General features: G+C 54.9%; 26 protein-coding genes. All 26 read left to right on the forward strand.

What is annotated here, in order from left to right; all coding sequences use genetic code 11:
• Positions 1-14 precede the first annotated feature (14 nt).
• On the forward strand, positions 15-770 hold the full coding sequence (locus EDD77_RS13085) for a hypothetical protein (RefSeq protein ID WP_341439599.1): 756 nt from the start codon (positions 15-17) through the stop codon (positions 768-770).
• Complete coding sequence (locus EDD77_RS13090) at positions 763-2139, forward strand: CpaF/VirB11 family protein (protein ID WP_058963711.1); 1377 nt, start codon at positions 763-765, stop codon at positions 2137-2139. Before EDD77_RS13085 ends, EDD77_RS13090 begins: the two co-directional genes overlap by 8 nt.
• A gap of 3 nt (positions 2140-2142) precedes the next feature.
• The gene (locus EDD77_RS13095) at positions 2143-3075 is read left to right on the forward strand and encodes a type II secretion system F family protein (RefSeq protein ID WP_058963712.1); all 933 of its coding nucleotides are present in this window, start codon (positions 2143-2145) and stop codon (positions 3073-3075) included.
• A complete protein-coding gene (locus EDD77_RS13100; protein WP_058963713.1) occupies positions 3072-3950 on the forward strand; it encodes a hypothetical protein in 879 nt (292 codons plus the stop codon). The genes EDD77_RS13095 and EDD77_RS13100 overlap by 4 nt, the downstream gene beginning before the upstream one ends.
• Before the next feature lie 395 nt (positions 3951-4345).
• Positions 4346-4576 carry a DUF6133 family protein gene (locus tag EDD77_RS13105; protein WP_058963714.1) on the forward strand — a complete coding sequence of 77 codons (231 nt, stop codon included), beginning with the start codon at positions 4346-4348 and terminating at the stop codon, positions 4574-4576.
• Between the two features lie 103 nt (positions 4577-4679).
• Complete coding sequence (locus EDD77_RS13110; protein ID WP_242868327.1) at positions 4680-5027, forward strand: hypothetical protein; 348 nt, start codon at positions 4680-4682, stop codon at positions 5025-5027.
• A 60-nt stretch (positions 5028-5087) separates the two neighbouring features.
• A complete protein-coding gene (locus EDD77_RS13115; protein WP_058963715.1) occupies positions 5088-5504 on the forward strand; it encodes a zinc-finger-containing protein in 417 nt (138 codons plus the stop codon).
• Between the two features lie 14 nt (positions 5505-5518).
• Complete coding sequence (locus tag EDD77_RS13120; protein WP_058963716.1) at positions 5519-6094, forward strand: sigma-70 family RNA polymerase sigma factor; 576 nt, start codon at positions 5519-5521, stop codon at positions 6092-6094.
• 59 nt (positions 6095-6153) lie between these two features.
• On the forward strand, positions 6154-6855 hold the full coding sequence (locus tag EDD77_RS13125) for a hypothetical protein (RefSeq protein ID WP_058963717.1): 702 nt from the start codon (positions 6154-6156) through the stop codon (positions 6853-6855).
• On the forward strand, positions 6852-7355 hold the full coding sequence (locus EDD77_RS13130; protein WP_058963718.1) for a hypothetical protein: 504 nt from the start codon (positions 6852-6854) through the stop codon (positions 7353-7355). The genes EDD77_RS13125 and EDD77_RS13130 overlap by 4 nt, the downstream gene beginning before the upstream one ends.
• A gap of 188 nt (positions 7356-7543) precedes the next feature.
• Positions 7544-8149: a hypothetical protein gene (locus EDD77_RS13135; RefSeq protein WP_058963719.1), complete on the forward strand. Its 606-nt coding sequence runs from the start codon at positions 7544-7546 to the stop codon at positions 8147-8149.
• A gap of 273 nt (positions 8150-8422) precedes the next feature.
• Positions 8423-8830, forward strand: a complete 408-nt coding sequence (locus EDD77_RS13140; protein ID WP_058963720.1) for a single-stranded DNA-binding protein — start codon at positions 8423-8425, stop codon at positions 8828-8830.
• 109 nt (positions 8831-8939) lie between these two features.
• Complete coding sequence (locus EDD77_RS13145; RefSeq protein WP_058963721.1) at positions 8940-9755, forward strand: hypothetical protein; 816 nt, start codon at positions 8940-8942, stop codon at positions 9753-9755.
• Between the two features lie 33 nt (positions 9756-9788).
• The gene (locus EDD77_RS13150; RefSeq protein WP_058963722.1) at positions 9789-10862 is read left to right on the forward strand and encodes a DUF932 domain-containing protein; all 1074 of its coding nucleotides are present in this window, start codon (positions 9789-9791) and stop codon (positions 10860-10862) included.
• A gap of 38 nt (positions 10863-10900) precedes the next feature.
• Complete coding sequence (locus tag EDD77_RS13155) at positions 10901-11746, forward strand: hypothetical protein (RefSeq protein ID WP_058963723.1); 846 nt, start codon at positions 10901-10903, stop codon at positions 11744-11746.
• Between the two features lie 101 nt (positions 11747-11847).
• On the forward strand, positions 11848-12387 hold the full coding sequence (locus EDD77_RS13160) for a sigma-70 RNA polymerase sigma factor region 4 domain-containing protein (RefSeq protein WP_058963724.1): 540 nt from the start codon (positions 11848-11850) through the stop codon (positions 12385-12387).
• Positions 12388-12440: 53 nt separating this feature from the next.
• Positions 12441-12686 (forward strand): hypothetical protein, encoded by a 246-nt coding sequence (locus EDD77_RS13165; RefSeq protein ID WP_006573868.1) that lies wholly within the window; start codon positions 12441-12443, stop codon positions 12684-12686.
• 89 nt (positions 12687-12775) lie between these two features.
• Positions 12776-13459 carry a YkgJ family cysteine cluster protein gene (locus EDD77_RS13170; protein WP_058963725.1) on the forward strand — a complete coding sequence of 228 codons (684 nt, stop codon included), beginning with the start codon at positions 12776-12778 and terminating at the stop codon, positions 13457-13459.
• A gap of 10 nt (positions 13460-13469) precedes the next feature.
• Positions 13470-13658 (forward strand): hypothetical protein, encoded by a 189-nt coding sequence (locus EDD77_RS18120; protein ID WP_172733324.1) that lies wholly within the window; start codon positions 13470-13472, stop codon positions 13656-13658.
• Positions 13655-14098: a DUF7659 family protein gene (locus EDD77_RS13175; protein ID WP_058963726.1), complete on the forward strand. Its 444-nt coding sequence runs from the start codon at positions 13655-13657 to the stop codon at positions 14096-14098. The genes EDD77_RS18120 and EDD77_RS13175 overlap by 4 nt, the downstream gene beginning before the upstream one ends.
• Positions 14099-14193: 95 nt before the next feature.
• Entirely contained in the window at positions 14194-14622 is a 429-nt protein-coding gene (locus EDD77_RS13180; protein ID WP_058963727.1) for a DUF6809 family protein, read from the forward strand.
• Positions 14615-15124, forward strand: coding sequence for a hypothetical protein (locus EDD77_RS13185; RefSeq protein ID WP_006573873.1), 510 nt, complete (start codon positions 14615-14617; stop codon positions 15122-15124). Before EDD77_RS13180 ends, EDD77_RS13185 begins: the two co-directional genes overlap by 8 nt.
• Before the next feature lie 192 nt (positions 15125-15316).
• Entirely contained in the window at positions 15317-16198 is an 882-nt protein-coding gene (locus tag EDD77_RS13190; protein ID WP_058963728.1) for a hypothetical protein, read from the forward strand.
• Positions 16199-16240: 42 nt separating this feature from the next.
• Positions 16241-16798 carry a hypothetical protein gene (locus EDD77_RS13195; RefSeq protein ID WP_058963729.1) on the forward strand — a complete coding sequence of 186 codons (558 nt, stop codon included), beginning with the start codon at positions 16241-16243 and terminating at the stop codon, positions 16796-16798.
• The gene (locus EDD77_RS13200) at positions 16795-17304 is read left to right on the forward strand and encodes a hypothetical protein (RefSeq protein WP_058963730.1); all 510 of its coding nucleotides are present in this window, start codon (positions 16795-16797) and stop codon (positions 17302-17304) included. The genes EDD77_RS13195 and EDD77_RS13200 overlap by 4 nt, the downstream gene beginning before the upstream one ends.
• Positions 17305-17418: 114 nt before the next feature.
• Positions 17419-17649 (forward strand): hypothetical protein, encoded by a 231-nt coding sequence (locus tag EDD77_RS13205; protein WP_058963731.1) that lies wholly within the window; start codon positions 17419-17421, stop codon positions 17647-17649.
• Positions 17650-17653 lie beyond the last annotated feature (4 nt).

Below are 17653 nucleotides of genomic sequence, written 5' to 3' on the forward strand. Positions count from 1 at the left end.
GGAGCGGGAAAAGCATGTTTTCCTGTATCCTGGCAAAAGCCCTGACCCGCGACAAGCGGAAAGCCATCATCATCAATGCGGAAATCAGCGTCCCCATGCTCCCGGTCTGGCTGCCGGAGCAGATCATTCAGACCAATGCCTCGGTGGGGCAGGTCCTGAGCAGCGTAGAGATCGACACCTCTCTGGTGGCAAGCCATGTCACGGTGCTCAAAAGCTATCCTTTCATCGGCCTGATGGGTTATTCCGCCGGTGAGAATCCGCTGAGTTATCCGGAAATCAAATACGCCATGGTACTCCAGCTGGTCAACGCCGCCGCCAGGCTGGTGGATTTCGTCATTCTGGACTGCAGTTCCAGTATGACCAATGTGTTCACCCCGGCGGCGATTGAGTCCGGCGATCTGGTCATCCGCCTGCTTACACCCGACTTAAAGGGCGTCAACTATCTGAAAGCCCATCAGCCCCTACTGGTAGATGGCCGGTTCCATTATGACCGGCACATAACTTTTGCCGGCATGGCCCGCCCCTTCCACGCTCTGGATGAGATGGGCTATATCATCGGCGGTTGGGATGGGCTGCTGCCCTACGGCAAGGAAATTGACCGCTGCGCCACCGAAGGAGGGATGTTCCAGGCCATCAAATACTGCAATCCCAAGTACACCGCCTCGCTCAACAAGGTGCTGGACGCTTTGGAGCAGATGGAGCTGGCCGAGCAGGCGGCAGAGGACGCGGACGACGAGGACGAGTTCGAGGAGGATGACGCCGATGAATAATCTCAACGACATATTCTTCGCGCCGGTGGCCAACCAGGACCTGACCTATGACCAGGTGCTGGAGGATGTGCAGCGGTATTTTGCTGAAAATCACGCCTCCACCATTGCCGAGGCCGGCGAGGGCAACGCCGAGCGGGCCACCACACTGCTCAAAGAGCTGATGGTGCAGTATATTGTCAAGCGGAAATACGCCATCGAAGGGCTGACTACCGAGGAACTGTGCGAAAAGCTCTATGAGGATATGGCCGGGTACTCCTTCCTCAAGAAGTGGATCTACAAGCCCGGCATTGAGGAAGTCAACATCAACGCCTACAACGACATCGAAGTGATCGAGGCCGGCGGGCGCAGCATCAAGATCCCGGATAAGTTTTCCTCCCCGCAGCACGCCATTGATGTGGTGCGCCGTATGCTCAATGCCTGCGGCATGGTCATTGACGACACCATGCCCAGTGTGGTGGGCTTTCTGGACAAAAACATCCGTATCTCTGTGGATAAGACGCCCATTGTAGACCCGGATGTGGGCATCAACGCCTCCATCCGTATCGTCAACCAGCAGACAGTCTCCGAACAGAAGCTGCTGGATTCCGGCAGCGCCACCGCCGAGATGCTCCACTTCCTGATGGCCTGCATCCGGTATGGCGTCAGCGTGTGTATCGCGGGCTCCACCGGCTCCGGCAAGACCACCATCATGGCATGGCTGCTCTCCAATGTTCCCAACAACCAGCGCCTTATCACCATTGAGGAAGGCAGCCGCGAGTTTGATCTGGTCAAGCGGGATGAAAACGGAAATATCTTGAACTCCGTCATCCACCTGCTGACCCGGCCCAGCGAAAATCCGGCGCTGAACATCAATCAGGACTTCCTTTTGGAGCGGGTGCTGCGTAAACACCCCAATGTCATCGGCGTCGGCGAGATGCGGTCCGCCGCGGAAAGCCTGTCGGCGGCCGAAAGCTCCCGCACCGGCCATACCGTCTGTACCACCATCCACTCCAACTCCTGCAACAGCACTTACCGCAGGATGATGACCCTTGCCAAGCGCAAATACAGCATGGATGACGCCGTACTCATGGAGATCATGGTGGAGGCCTATCCCATCGTGGTGTTTACCAAGCAGCTGGAGGACCGTTCCCGTAAGATCATGGAGATTTTGGAGGGTGAGGACTACCGGGACGGGCAGCTCATTTCCCACACGCTCTACAAGTTTGAGGTAGAGGACAATGTGACCGATGAAAAGGGTGAGATCCATGTGGTGGGCCATCACAGGAAGGTGGGCCTGATCTCGGATACTTTGAAAAAACGGCTCCTTGACAACGGCATCTCCAATAAGGAGCTGGCGGAGTTCATGGACGCCCCGAAGGAGGTGGATTAAAGGTTGCAGTGGATCTACATCATTTGCTTTGCGCTGATCAGCGCGGGCCTCCTGGCCCTGTTCGGCGTGCGGCCGGGGGATTTCATCGACGCCCTGTTCCGCTCCCAGCGCAAGGCAGCCACTCTGTCTGACGAACTCAATGTCCTGATGGGTACGCCCGCCAAGGGCTTCTTCAACCAGGACTATGAGCTGAAGCAGATTTTAAAAGGCACCGGCCGCTCCGACCGCTATGAGGCGGTCAAGCGGCTGTCGCTGATCCTCTTTGCGGTGGGCGCTGTGCTGGCGCTGCTCATCAACAATGTGTATATGGTGCCGATCCTGGGCATTGGCTTTTCACTGGCCCCCATCTGGTATCTGCGCAGCACAGCTGCCAGCTACAAGAAGCATCTGAATGAGGAGCTGGAGACCGCTATCTCCATCATCACCACCTCATATCTCCGCACGGAGGACCTGATCCGGGCGGTCAAGGAAAACCTGCCCTACATCAATGAGCCGGTGAAGGCCAACTTCGAGGCATTTGTGTACGAGGCGGAACTGATCAACGCCAACCTGACCAGCGCCATCAACTCGCTGAAGATGAAGGTCCCCAACCGGGTATTTCATGAGTGGTGCAACATCCTCATTCAGTGCCAGTCTGACCGCTCCATGAAAAACACGCTGCCCACCATCGCCCAGAAGTTCAGCGATGTGCGAGTGGTGCAGTCTGAACTGGAGGCCATGATGCAGGGCCCGCGCCGTGAGGCCATCACGATGATGTTCCTTGTGGTCGCCAATGTGCCTCTGCTCTACTTCCTCAACGAAGACTGGTTCCATACGCTCATCTTCACCACACCCGGCAAAATCGCCCTGGCGATCTGCGCGGCTATCATTCTCTTTGCCCTGACGCAGATCATGAAGCTGAGCAAGCCCATTGAATACGGAGGTGACGGCGCATGACCCTTTTGGCACTTGTGGCGATCATCTTCTTTGGTTTTGCCACCTACAACCTGACCTGCGCCTTTGTGGATATTCCCACAAAGAAGACCTCCCGCATGATGATGCTGGCCCGCAAGCAGCAGGGCGTAAAGACCGAGAAACTGCTGGATGTCTACATCACCAAAATCGCCGGACTGATCGCCCCGTACCTGAAGCTGGATAAGCTCAAGCGGAATAAGCTGCAGCGGGCGCTGGATATTGCCGGTCTGGAACTGACGCCGGAGGTCTACACGGCCCGGGCCTGGGTCACGGCGGGTGCCGTCGGCCTCTGCTCTATCCTGATGGTATTTCTGGTGCCGCTGATGGTTCCCGTGCTGATCGGACTTGCGGTGGCGCTGTGGTTCTCGACCTATTACAGCGTCTTTGATTTCGTTAAGAAGCGCCGCAAGCTCATTGAAAGCGAAATCCCTCGGTTTGCCCTGACCATTGGGCAGAACCTGGAGAACGACCGGGATGTGCTGAAGATCCTGACCTCTTACCGCCGGGTAGCGGGCAAGGACTTCGGCGCGGAGCTGGACCAGACCATTGCCGACATGAAAACCGGCAACTATGAGAATGCCCTGATCCGTTTTGAAACCCGCATTGGCAGCCCCATGCTGTCCGATGTGATCCGCGGCCTGATCGGCGTGCTTCGCGGCGATGACCAGCGGATGTACTTCAAGATGATCTGTTTTGACATGAGGCAGATCGAGCAGAACAATCTGAAAAAGGAAGCGGCCAAGCGCCCCAAGAAGATCCAGCGTTACTCCATGATGATGCTCATTTGCATTATGATCATCTATCTGGTGGTCCTCTGCACCGAGGTCATGAGTTCCCTGGGCGCTTTCTTCGGCTGACAGGTATCCGCCCACGCCTCTGGTGTGGGCTTTTCATATACCCGCTCCCACCCGGGGCGAATCTACGATGGAGGTGATGTTTTGTACCGCAGTGGGTTCCCATAGCAGCCGCTATGCCGGCTGCCTTCCATCCATTTCCCCAGGGCCGGCCTGCTCCCAGGCCGGCCCTGAACCTACCGTCTGAACAGGAGAAATCCATGTCGAAGAAAAAGTATATTCCGCCTGACGGCGAAGATGGGCGGCGGCGCAGGTTCCGATGGCTTTTGCGCCAGAAGCCGAAAGCATATCCGGACAGGCCCCGCTCCAACAAAAACAGCCTGCTCAAGCCTATCCGCCGGTCCTGACCGGCCATAACCATACCAAAATCCAATATCACATTTACAGGAGGTATTTCCATGAAGAAGTTTACCAGCTGCATCCGCAGCAAAGCGAACGGCCTCGCGCTTCGGGCCCGTATGGCGCTCTCCAACCAGCGCGGCGATTTCTACATCTCTGATGCGGTCAAAATCATCATCGCCGTTGTGCTGGGCGCCCTGCTGCTGGCGGCCCTGACCCTCATCTTCAACGATACGGTCATCCCCCGGATCACGCAGGAGATCGAGGGCCTGTTTGGCGCGGCCAACTAAGGGCTTGTTCGCTTAAATGCCGTCAGCGGGGATCAGCTTGTGGACATCCACAGCTGGTCCCCGCTTTTTTATTTTCTCAAAAAACGACTATTGGAGGTAGAGGATGAAAACATCCTGCAAATTTTATTCCTTTCTGCGGGCCGTCCGTGGGAACTGGCGCAATGCCATCTTTGTCAGCTGTGGCTGCGATGCCTGTATGTATGGCTGGGAGAAGCCCTGTTCCGGATTCCTGCTGACAGTGGATGAGTGCGGGCAGGTCATGCTTCTGCCTGCGGAAACCATCCATGAACTGACCGGCGAGGAAGTAGAGCCCGCCGAGTGCAGCGCCGTCCTGTCGCACCGCTCTTTTGACGCCGCTTTTTCCAAGTACATCGAATGGCATGCGCCGGACCCTTCCGCATGTACGCTCAGGCAGCTTTGTCTGGACCCTAGCTGCAGCCAGAACAGCTGATTTTTACACAGAAAGACGCCATCGCGCCGCCTTTGGTGCGTCTTTGGAGGTGATGATTTTATGATGAAGCAAAAAACGATCAAGTGTCCTTATTGCCATGCCAATGCCTCTCTCCGTCCGGCCAGCGTGGTTTACGGCTTGAACCGCCGATCCCAGGGGAAATTTCTCTACCTCTGCGACCGCTGGCCCGCCTGCGATGCCTATGTGAGCGCCCATGACAGGACGCACCGGCCTATGGGAACTTTGGCAAATGGAGATCTCCGGCACAAGCGCATTTTGGCGCACCGGGCATTGGAACAGCTGCGGCAGAGCCGGCACATGGAAAAATGGGAGGTCTACATCTGGCTCCAGGCGAAGCTGGGGCTGGATGAACGGCAGACCCATATCGGCCAGTTTTCCGAATGGATGTGCGATGAGGTCGTCCGCCTCTGCAGGCAGGCCTCAGCTCCTCCAGCCGCCGGACAGGCGGCAGCCTGACGGGAGGTGAGCAAATGACCAGTCTGACGAAACAGCAGCAGGAACTCGTTGCTCAAAACCTGCCGGTGGTGCATTGGGTGATCTGCGATTATATCCATGTGAATCCGACTATCTGCGGCCTGGAGTACAGCGATCTGTTCCAGGAGGGGTGCGTCTGGCTCTGCAAAGCCGCGGCCACCTTTAAGGATGATGGGCGGGCGCAGTTTGCCACCTACGCCAAAACGGTCGTAAAAAACGGGCTTCTGTCCTATTGCCGGACGATCTGTAACAGGGGCAAGATGTTCAGCCGGCTCATTATTGGGGAGCATGGGGAACTGGCCGCCGATGGCGAAGCCCTGGAGCCGCAGTCCGACGTATTTGACGCTCAGGTGTCCCTGATGGAAACGCTGTCGCTTCTGGAGGCCAGCAAGCAGGACTATGACGGTGTGGCCCGGCTTGGGATAGAGGCTCTGGCACTCAAGCTTCAGGGAATGCGGGTCACGGATATTGCGGAACTCTACCAGGTTCCGCCCTCTCATGTGGGTGCATGGATCTCTCGCTCGGTCGCCAAACTGCGCAGCGACCCCCGCTTTCTGGCAAGCCTGCTTTGAATCTGTTGAAAACCACGGCCTTCCCGCAGTAAAGGATATATAAAAGGAGGCATTGATCAATGGAACAGAAAACCTTATATACTGCAATCGGCCGTCTGGAGCGGGAAACCAATGGCTGCGGCCGGTCCTGCCCGGTCATCCGCCTTGGCGGTCAGCCCTACATGGTGGATATGCAGGAGCTGGTCGTCTGGACTGCCCTGAATTGGCGGATCTCCAAGTGGGAGGACATTTCTTTTCAGTGTGATAGGCTGGCCTCATCTATGGGCGGCGCTGTCAGCCGGCCCTGGGATGCCTGCGTGAACCGTCTGCTTACCCGCGGCCTGCTGGTCTCCGGCTGCGGAGAGACCGAATACGATGCGCTGTATGATCTATTGAGTTCCCTGGGCATCATTCCTACCAGCGGCTCTGCCCTGGTGCGCGGCGTATCGTTTATGAAGCTGGTATTCAGCCGTCGGGTTTCAGTCGGGCAGGCGCTGAAGCTGTTTCGCAAAGACCGCCGGACCGACTATGAATCCCGCGTCATGCGGCTTTCCCGGCAGGCCCTGCTTTCCACTGCTGAAATCATCAAATGTGTGGAGCAGGATGTCTTCTCCCTCCCCAGTGAGCGGGTCCTGATGGAGAAGGTGTATGGCGACAGCGAGACCACCTGCCAGAATATCGCCAGCCTGATGAAGAACAGCCGGAGCAGCCAGGCGGTAACGCTGGCCGTTGCCAACTTGTATCTGCGCCAGCAAATCATTTTTGAAAGGATCAGCACATGAAAAACCAATGGAGTCAATTTCCCTTTGTCCTGCGGCGCAAGATCCTGCTGACATTCCTGGCTGGGATCGCCAGCATAGCAGTCAGCCTTGTGATCTTCACTGTCGCCGCAGACCGCATTCTTTTGGTGCTGGGTGGATTCATTTTTGCCGCTTCTCTGGTGCTGGGCAGCAGCCTGTGGCGCACCGCTGCCCGGGGCCAGTACGAAGTGGTGGAAGGGATCTGCGCCAGTGTCAGCACCCCTATGCTGCGTCGTTACCGCAAGATCCAGCTGATTGATGAACAGGGTGCGGAGCGCACCTTGCTGTTGAGCAAAACTGCCAAGTTCCAGATTGGCGCCCGCTACCGCTTTTATTTTCAAAAAGGGAGCCGGCCTGCCGTCGGGAACGACTATCTGGACGCTGCCCTCTCCACCAATAGTTTTCTTGGATACGAGGTACTGGAGGACGCAGCATCCTGTGATGAAGAGCTGGAAAGCAGGGAGCAAACACCCCATGAGTAAAGAAAAGGGATACGGCACCAAAGTCATAGTTCTATTGTACCCGAAGGGACATTACAAGTAAACTTTGACTGATATGCCCATCTTTCATTCAACATATATACTACAACATAAAAATTACCTAATTGTGCAGAAAATAAAAATCCTTCTCCTATTTAATAGGCGGAATACTTAAAAGGAGGTCCACCCCAATGTATAAGCCCCACACCATTGAGCAATACAAGATCCAGCGTTTTCTGGACGAAACCTTTGCGATGGAGCATTTCCTGGTCTCACCGCTGTCCCGCACCTCGCTCTTGCTGGAGGATGAAACCGGCGAGCAACTTGCTTTCGGCTTTTTGGATGACGAAGTGCGTGAGATCCCGCTCCCACCGCCGGCCGCCCCGGAAGAAATCAAAGATTTCATCCGGCGTTTCCGGGCCCTCAATCCCAAACCGCGTCTGCGTACCTTTGAAGATATTACCCGCTGGTGGCTGGACCACCCCAATCCTCTGACCTACCAGCAAGCCCTTGGGCTGTCGGACGAGCTCTACCGCCATTTTCTTTCCCACTCCATGATCGAAGAGGAAGACGCTTATCGTCTGGCTTCTTCCGGTCTTATCAGTGAAGATGATTACCGGGATATTCAGCTCTGGTATCTCAACGGCAACACCGCCGCCCGCTGGCTCGGTCCACTCGGCGTAGATGGGACAGGCAATCTCTATGGCCTGACATTCGGCTACGGGACACCGGCAGCCCGTACACTCAGATTCTATCTGCTGGATGATTACTACCGCTACATGAACCATATATTGTGATTCGCCTTGCTCGAATATCTATATATAGTATTATGCTACTTGACAAATACAAGATATAGTGTTACACTTACTTTGTAATTGATTTTTGTGCGTTCCCCATGTGGGATACAGACTAAGCTTCTGTACCGCAGATTAAAAATCTGCATTGCACACGCAGTCAAGGTTGTATGCTGTATCAAGTGTCAGTGGTATTGCCGCGCCCTTTCGGGGCTGGTATCTGCTGGCACTTTTTATATATAGATATGAACGCCAACGGCGAAGAAAGGAAGTGTTATGGCACAAATCGTTGTATTTGGCCGAGTCATGCACGAGCTTGTCCCGAAAGAGGGCCAGTCAAAACAGCAATATGTCTGTTTCGACCTGATGGAGCGTTCCGGCAACACCCCGCCGGACTACTACCAGGTATGGGCCCGCGGTGACGATGTTACCCGGCTCATGCGGCTCAAGGTCAAAAAGGGAAGCATGATCTGGCTCACCGGATCGCAAAAACTGGTGGATGTTCGCCAAAAGGACGGAACCACAGTCAAGAAGCTGAAGATATGGCTGACGGACTTTGGATTTCTCCCCGGGCAGTCCTCCAAAGCAAAATCCGAAAGTGAACAGCATGACCCTGACGAAGCGGCGCCTGTTCCGTCACCTCCCGAGGTGATGAATGGCGACCGCGAACCCCTGCCGGAATAAAATCCGGCGCAGCAGAGGGACCGTATCAAGTTTTCAGAATGATCTGAAGCTTGGTGCGGTCCCTCTTTTTTTGTTTTCAGGCAAAATCTAAAGGAAGGACGGTAAGAAAATGAGTAATGACAAGGGACTTTTGAGCGGCAGCATCACCATCTTGATCGGTGCTGTCATCGCCATCATGGCTCTGGTGCGCGGGCCGTGGCAGGCGTGGTTGCTGATTGGGGTATTCACCCTTTGGGGGCTTTGGGTCGTTTTGATCCTCCTGCTCCCGTATATGCAGCAAGCCAAACGCCGCCGGCAGCGCCAACAGAGAGAACGCCGGCTACTCGCTGAAGGCATTGCCCAGAGCACATTCCAGGTCCCGGAACTGGAGGAACCTGTTTCAGACGACCTGCTGCTCCGCTATGCCAACCACCGGATTCTGACCTATCTGCGCTCGTCGTATTCTGACGCCTGCTTTGAGTGGTGTGAGAAGCGGCCGGCAGAGCTGATCCGCACCAATGGCACTGGGCGCATCCGGCTTCACAATGTAGATGGATTCGACCATGCAGACATCACATTTGGCCAGGACGCAACCATCAAATGTGACCTGCTCAAAATCGTGCCTCTGTCCAAAGCAGGTACAGAACAGGACGATGAGGCCAATATCCCGCCCAACAGGCGCCCCATCGATCCGCGCGTTTGGTATGAAAACTGCGGGCGCGAAATCATGGAAACGCTGATCGCCGACCTGAATTCCCGTGGGCACAGCAAGCTCACACTGCGGGAAAACGGCGACATCTGCATCCAGCAGGACGATGAACTGGTACCGCAGGAACATCTTTCGAACTTTCCCGCGAGGGTCTACTGGCCCTGCTTGGTGGAAGTGTTTGAAAGCACGGGCCTGTCGGCTGAAACCACGGCGCAGGGCATCCAGGTCTCCTGGTGACCGCCATCACCCAGAGAGGGGAGTGAAATAACAATGAAATCAGGGATCAGTCTTGTAGACATGGCAAAGGAGATCCAGCGCCAGGCTGATTTGAAAGCCGACTATATGCTGGACACCCGCAGCCTTCGTCTGGAGCCTTTTGACTCGAAGCTGTACCTCAACGCCTATGACCAATCCGGTGTCCCGGCGCTTGAACCGCTGGAGGTCAATTCCATTGCCCACCGGCAGATTGGCACACACCTGAAGATCCCGGCAGCCTACTATGACAAGATGCTGGAGAAATATCCCCAGCTGCTGGCGCAGAATGTGAACGCCTGGTTCCAGCGGGAGCCCTCTGTCCGTATGATCCGCACCATTGAGGGTACGGCACGGGCATTTTTGAGCAACCGCTACCGGCGCATTGACAACCTTGATATTGCGAGCATCGTCCTTCCTGTCCTTCAGGATATGGAGGGAATGCACTTTGAGAGCTGCCAGCTCACGGAAAGCCGCATGTATATCAAGGTAGTCAACACCCGCCTGGAGGCCGAGGTCGTGCCAGGCGACATCGTTCAGTCCGGCATCATCATCAGCAACAGCGAGGTGGGACTCGGTTCGGTGAACATCCAGCCGCTGGTCTACCGGCTGGTGTGCAGTAACGGAATGGTCGTAAATGATGCTCAGACACGCCGCACTCATGTGGGCCGCGTCAACGAGGCTTCGGAGAACTATCAGCTGTATTCGGAAAAGACGCTGGAAGCAGACGACAAAGCCTTTGCCATGAAGATCCAGGACACGGTGCGGGCCGTGGTAGACGAGGTGCGCTTTACCCGTGTAGTCAACATGATGCGGGAGGCCAAAGATGCCCGCATGAATACCACCGATGTCCCCGGCATTGTCAAGCTGGTCAGCAAGGACTTCCACATAACTGATGAGGAAAGCTCCGGTGTGCTGCAGCGGCTGATCGAGGGCAACGACCTGACGCTCTATGGTTTATCCAACGCGGTGACCCGCCACAGCCAGGATGTCCCGGACTATGACCGGGCGACTGCGCTGGAGGGCATCGGTTACAACATTCTCTCCATGCCGGCAAGGCAGTGGAGCCGTATCAACCAGCTGGCCGCCTGAGTGGCTGCCAACCATCCAATTTTAAGGAGGAACTAACTATGTACGAACAGAACACTTCTATGATGAACACTCCTGAGCGGAACACTTTCCTGCTCCCTGCGATGGTGGAGGGTGATTTCAGCAGCGATGAGATCGCAGAGGATGCGGACGGCCTGCAGATGATGAGTTTCCAGCGGGTGAAAATTCCCGCCGGCGGCGCCCTGCAGTTTGAGATCCCCACGGAAGACCCCGACAATCCGGATTATGCCCGGACCCTGGAAGGAGTCATTCTCTACAATCATTCTGCCTATACCCTGTGGCCGGAAGGCAGCGAGTATGACGAGGACACCAAGCCTCTCTGCTCTTCTGTGGACGGCAAGACCGGCATCGGGGAGCCGGGCGGCGCCTGCGCCACCTGCCCGATGAACGCATACGGTTCGGCCAGAGACGGCGGCCGCGGCAAGGCCTGCAAGAATATGCGGGACATCTACCTGCTGCGCAGCGGCGAGTATATGCCTCTGCTGATTTCTCTGCCGCCTACCAGCATCAAGCCGTTCAAGGAGTTCCTGAACCGGGCCTTTGTCTACCGCCGGCGCGCCACCTATGGCAGCCTGATCCAGATCGGGCTCAAGAAAGAGAACAATGGCAGCAACGACTACAGCGTTGCCACCTTCCGACTTTTACGCGACTTTGAGGGCGAGGAACTGGCTCAGATCCGCGCCTATGCCAATGGCTTTAAGGAGCAGATCAAGGCCATCAACATCCAGCGGGCTCTGATCAACGAGGAGCAGCGTACCAACGACTGTGACTATGTGATCCCGGAGTCCGCCACAGCGCCTGGCAGCCCCGATGGGAGCTATGTGGTCGGTGAAATTGACGGCAACTACGAGAAGTTGCCCGCGTAATGAGTTTTGTTGCGGCCTCAGCCGCATGACATGTCATCAAGGGATACCTTCGGCCTACGCCGGGGGTATCCCTTTTTTGCTTTAGACTGGAGGAAATATATATGTTATGTGAAGTACCGTTAACAAAGGAGCAACAGGAGTTTGCTGCTGAACATCACGGCTTGGTCTATAGATTCTTGAACGACAACCATCTTCCGGAAGACGAGTTTTATGATGTGGTCATCTTCCCTTACCTGAAGGCAGTGCGGGATTACTGCGATAATACATCTGCCCAAGAGTATTCTTTCAGCACTATCGCCATAAGGCAAATGAGGTTTCGCCTCTATGACTATTTCCGTAGTCAAGAACGCCACAAGCGCAACGCTGAAATCCTCAGCATTCACATCGGCCTGTACCCGGACGGTGTGCCCCTGGAGGAACTGCTGCCGGCGCCGGATGATCTGATGCAGGAATTGGAAATGAAGCAGCTGCTTCATGACCTGGCTGGCCGTGTTTCCAGGCAGCAAATGAACATCGTCCGCATGAAGGGCTGCGGCTACGGCATCCGCGAGATCGCCAGCCGTGAAAAGCTCCCCATGAAACGCATCAAGGAGCTTCTGGAAGAGGTTCGCGCGGTGTTTCTGGAGTTGTGCTATGAGTAAATGCCTGCCGTCCCCGGCAGGCCAATGTCAAAAATGAATGGAGGCTGATTATTATGACGAAATCGAAAAAATCCATTGTAATGCACGGAATGCTTTTGTGCCCGCTGGTTCTCGGCCACTGCGCCTTCCTGCGTGCCAACGGCTCCGACTACCGGACCTCGCCTGTTGTGGCGATCCACGAGCAGTCCGGGGATCTGGTGCATTTCGAAACGCTCAACTCCAACTACTTCCTTTCGATGGACCCTTTCCCGCTGGCGGCCGCCAGCCCGCTCCCGACGGTTCTGGCCGCGTGCGCGTAGAGAAGTCAAAATAATAAGGGGTAATGCCCCATAGGTCCCGGCCGTGGCAGGCGCACTTGTCTGCCGCGGCCTTTTTTATGGAGGAATGTATGGAACAATCCAAAACCCTTGCTGTTTCCGTAAGCGCCAAGGAGTTTGTCACATACCAGTGCAGCCAATGCGGCCATTGCTGCCGCCGCATCGAGGGCTGCGTCATGGTAGAAAGCTTGGATGCCTACCGGATGGCAAAACACCTTCGAGAGCAGCATTGCGGTGTCAGTAGTACGGATGATGTGCTTCTCCAATACTGCGAGCCCACACCGCTCACCGATGAAGGGTATCCCATTTACACACTCAAAACAGTTGGAGCAGAAGCATCCTGTGTTTTTCTTCAGGGCAACCAGTGTAATATCTATGCCGCCCGTCCACGGACCTGCCGCCTTTACCCGTTTTCGGCGGGACCCGGTGAGCGCGGCCGGGATTTTGAATACTGCCTCTGTTTTGATGATAACCAGCAGTATCACTTCAACAGCGGGAAGGTGCTTGTCAAAGACTGGCTGTACCACAACTTTCCCCGGGAAGACAAGGAATTCTTGAAGCAGCAGTACCGGGCCATCCCGGAAATCGGCAAGCTGATGCGCCGCATACCAGAGGAACTACGCCGGGCATCTGTGTTCAAGGTCCTGTTCTATCACTACTACAACTTTGATCTGGATCAGCCGTTCCTGCCCCAGTATGAACAGAATAACCGCAGCCTTCTGCATGATCTTCGTCAGCTGGCACTTCTGGACTGAGGCGGCGCCTATGATGTATGCACTGGAACACTTTTCAGCGCAGGGAACAGGCGGCCGCCCATGTCGATTCTGGGTACAGTACGCTATCTGCGGAAAACATGAAATTTTAGAAAAAGTTTGCCAAAACCAGTGCCGTCCGGAGGAATGGCGGGTAATTCCTCTGACAGCAGGCGCACCAGAAGAAAGGAGTGCCGCATGAGTACCAACCAATACCAGGAGATGCGCAACCGCCAGCAGGCGGAAGTAAATGCGTTTCCCATGTTCTTCGCTTTTAATAAACAGCAGTTTGCTGAAGGAATGCGCAAGCTGGGCCTGTCCTCCTCGGACACCCGCCAGATATGCAGCATTTTTGGAGGCGGCTACTGCCGTAAAAGCGATGTCGCAAAACTGAATGAAATGTTCACCCGACACCGAAAAGAGCTGGAAGATGCCATTGCTGGCGACAAAACCGGGCAAGGTTTTATCTGTGATATGTTCCTCCAGGAGTTGGAGAACCATGAGTACAGTTATACCGGCGATGTGCAGGAAACGCTTGATGCTTTGGGCATTACGGCCCAATATATGGAGGCTGTTCCGCAGCTGCTGGATGGCCTGGCTCTGGCCTGTGAAAAGGCTATGCAGCACGATTGTTTCGACTGATCCAGAAAGAAACCATGCCCCATCGGGGCCTGAATCAACAGCCGCCGCAGCTCATATGCCGCCGGCGGGCTTTTCATTGACAGGAGGTGCAATCTTTGAATTTTCACGAAACGATATGCGGCCGCCGCTTTTTTGACGCCCAGCTGCCTCATCTCATCAAGGCTCTGGAACGCATTGCCGATGGCCTTACCCGACCCAAAATGTCTTTGCCGCATGGCATGACTATTGAGCCCAATTTCCTGCATGACCTCTATTACGGCGAGTACGAACCGAGTGTTTTTAAGGAGCAGGACAAAAAGCAGCAGGTACTTAACCACACAGTATCTGCGGCTGAGACCGCCCTACGCGGGGAACTCTCCAAAACTCCTGCAGCTCTGGCAGCTTTCGAGGTGTACCAAACGGCCGCCGGTGAGCGCAACAGCGCTGTGATTGAACAGGCTTTTGAGTCTGGATACCGTACTGCCATGCAAATGCTTTTTGCTGGGCTGGTATCTGCTCCGCCGGAGGACCACGCCAATGGATGAACAGCAGCACAACGCTTTAGAATTGCCAAAAGGATTATACGAGCCTGTGCTCCGGCAGCCGATGGAGTTAGACTTCCTGCTGGGGCAGGAACTCTCCCTTTGCTTTCATGATTTGGACGGCTCCCATGTGTTCAAGACCTGCTATGGCGATATCTGCAAAGCAGTCAATGCCTTACGGGACTATGCACGGCTGCTGGAGATGGCCTGTGAGCAATGGGACCTGACTGGTTTTCATCGTGCCCTTTATGAGTATCATGCGGAAAAAATGAGGGAAATTGCAGGCAAATTTCAGGCCGGCATCGGCTATGACTATGACGCTGCCATGGAAAAATGCCGCAGGAAAAAGAAACGCAAGAAGAAGGAAGATGATTTTGGTGAGGATGCTCTTGTTCTGGCCTTTAAGCGGACAAAGCAACCCGCCGAGCAGATGAAGGAGGCAGATACTGATGTTGATGACTCTCCCTGGGAAGAGGACGAAGACGAACAGGAAAGTGACGACTGATCACAACACGACCCGCCCCAGCGGGTATCGGGATCGCCAGTCTGGTAAGCTGCAAGCCTACCGCTCTTTTGCTGCCACTCATTTGCATGTGTATGAGCGGTGCCGCCATTTTCGTCGCGGATAACTGAACGATTTTTGATCTGCGGGGCTAGGGCATTGTACCCAGCCCCACCCCACAAAAAGGAGGGAGCAATGATGATTTATCATCAACCTGGAGAAGAATTTTGGCATGAGGGTGTCTGCTACAAAGTCGGCGGACGCATTGTTGCCAATGAAGCGAGCGATTACGCAGGGCTCTTCGGAAATATCCTTGAAATCCGCACCGAGGATGACCGGGAGACTGACAACGACACGCCGGACATCTACTGCGCGTTTGAAGCGCCGGTGCTCTCTGCGGACCGTCTTGCGCTGGAGCAGACCTTTTCACAGCTTTACCGTGAGCAGAAACACATCGAGGATCTGGGCCTGGATATGGTCATTATGGGGCCTGAAATGATTGTTCCCCTTGAGCATCCTGCCCAGGTATATCCCACAGGGACGCTCTATGTAGTCGCCGTCCACTGGGCTACCGATGGGGAGTATGGTTCCTATGAAGCGATCTTCACGGAGCGCACCGATGCCCTACATCAATTTCACAATGATCTTCGGGAAGAATTTCTGGCTGGAAGCATTCCACGCTGGAAAGAAAGCAGCCAATTCGTCGAAGAAGAGTCTGACAACAGCTATGAGTGCTATCTGGACGGCGAATACTGTGAGAACCATTTTTCGATTGCGCTGGAACAGCGGGCGCTGCCTCTTTCCCCTGCATTTTGCCGCAGCACGGCAGAATTGTACCGCGCAGAATGCCTGCGGGATGATTTCAGGGAGCATATTGAGAACTGTGACGATTTTCAAGAACTCTCTGACACACAGAAAGAAGCACTACTGCGTTCCCCCAATTTGCCGCAGCGGATCGCCAACCAGCTGGAACACAGCTGCGCCTACGGTGAGGCTTACTGGCAGGCGGTGTCCGATGTGGCACGCACTCTGCTGAAAGAGTTGCGCCAGCAATCCGCAGGACATAGCCCCTGCTGACGCTGTGACACATAAATCATAATAGATTGGAGGTTTGACTACATGGACGAAAAAGAAAAGAAACTGCGTGAAGACCTGGAATTCCATCTGGATACGCTCCGGCGCAACCTGGAGGCCGTCTCAATGGAAGATCTGAAAACGAAATACGCAAAGCCCTTCAAGGATCTGAAGGACAGCATCTGTAAAACCGCCACCGAATACACCAAGTACATCTCGCTCAACGGTATCCGCATCAAGAGCCACTACGGTGACAATGCCATAAGATATATAAACGAGGCAATCAAAGATACTCCGTATCTGAAAAAGATCTCCGAGGCCGCCTTTGAGCGGCAGGATATGGAGGAGATCGCGGCACTGGCAAAGCAGCTTCGTGAAGTAGTTTTGCAGAGCCTGTATGTATTCAGCCTGCCGCTTTTCTGCCTGTATGTTCCTACGGAGTGCATGAAGGACTACCACACTCTCCCGGAGATCTATAATGATGTCACTTCACAGGTCTTGCGGAACGGGGAATGGCAGCTCGCAGAGCATATCCGCCCCGGAGAACTGATTCCTGTGCAGATCATTTTCGAGGTGCCTGCGCCGTCTGAGGAAGCGGCATGAAACGAACACAAAAATACATGAGCAGCGAGGCTCACGGCTATTTGCGGGAGGCAGAGGCCTGCTCCCTGGTCCTCAAAGACCTGGAACACATATCCGCCAAACTGCAGCGGCGAATTGATAGAGAGGCCGCCGCAAGGCAAGCTGACTTTGAAGCCGCCATGCAGTACCACAGCGAGGCGGAAATTCAGGATGCTTACGGCTGGGAGTTCATCACTGAGGCACAGTATCATGCCTATTTAGATCTGTTCCGCCGTGGCAGAGAAGTGATAGAGGACCATCCTCCCACCATCTCTGAAATGGCGCTCTCCATTGTGCGGAAGGTCATCCGTGATTTAGAGGCGGACAAACGGGAATGTGAGTTTTCCGCTCTCACACCGGAGCAACAGGTCGTGGAACTGCAGCGCGCAGAACAGGCCCGAAAGGAATGGAAGGCACATATTGCCCAACTGCGGGAGAAACAGGGCCGTGTGCTCAAATCCGAGGATTTGGAGGCTTCACAGTCTTAGCTTTCCTGCGCCTGCCAAATGCTCTGCCAAATGGGCAGAGGGCATTACTACAAAGGGATCGGCAAACCGTACCGCTATGGTCTGCCGGTCCCTTTCTTTATAAAGGAGTAGAATATGAAGAAAAAACCATCTCACCCAATGCTGAGGAAATACACCGTAACGATTGAAGAACAGATTGTTCAGGAGTTTCCCGTGAAGGCTTATGACCTTTCTCATGCGCTGGAAACAGCCCAAGCTGCCTACAAGCAAGGGGAATTGGTGGTACAGCCCTCAGCACCGACTACCCGCCTGATCATGGCACGGCACAACAAGACCGGAAAAACAACCGGGTGGAGAGAATTCTAATTAT

The organism is Allofournierella massiliensis (genome assembly GCF_004345265.1).
Taxonomy (GTDB): domain Bacteria; phylum Bacillota; class Clostridia; order Oscillospirales; family Ruminococcaceae; genus Allofournierella; species Allofournierella massiliensis.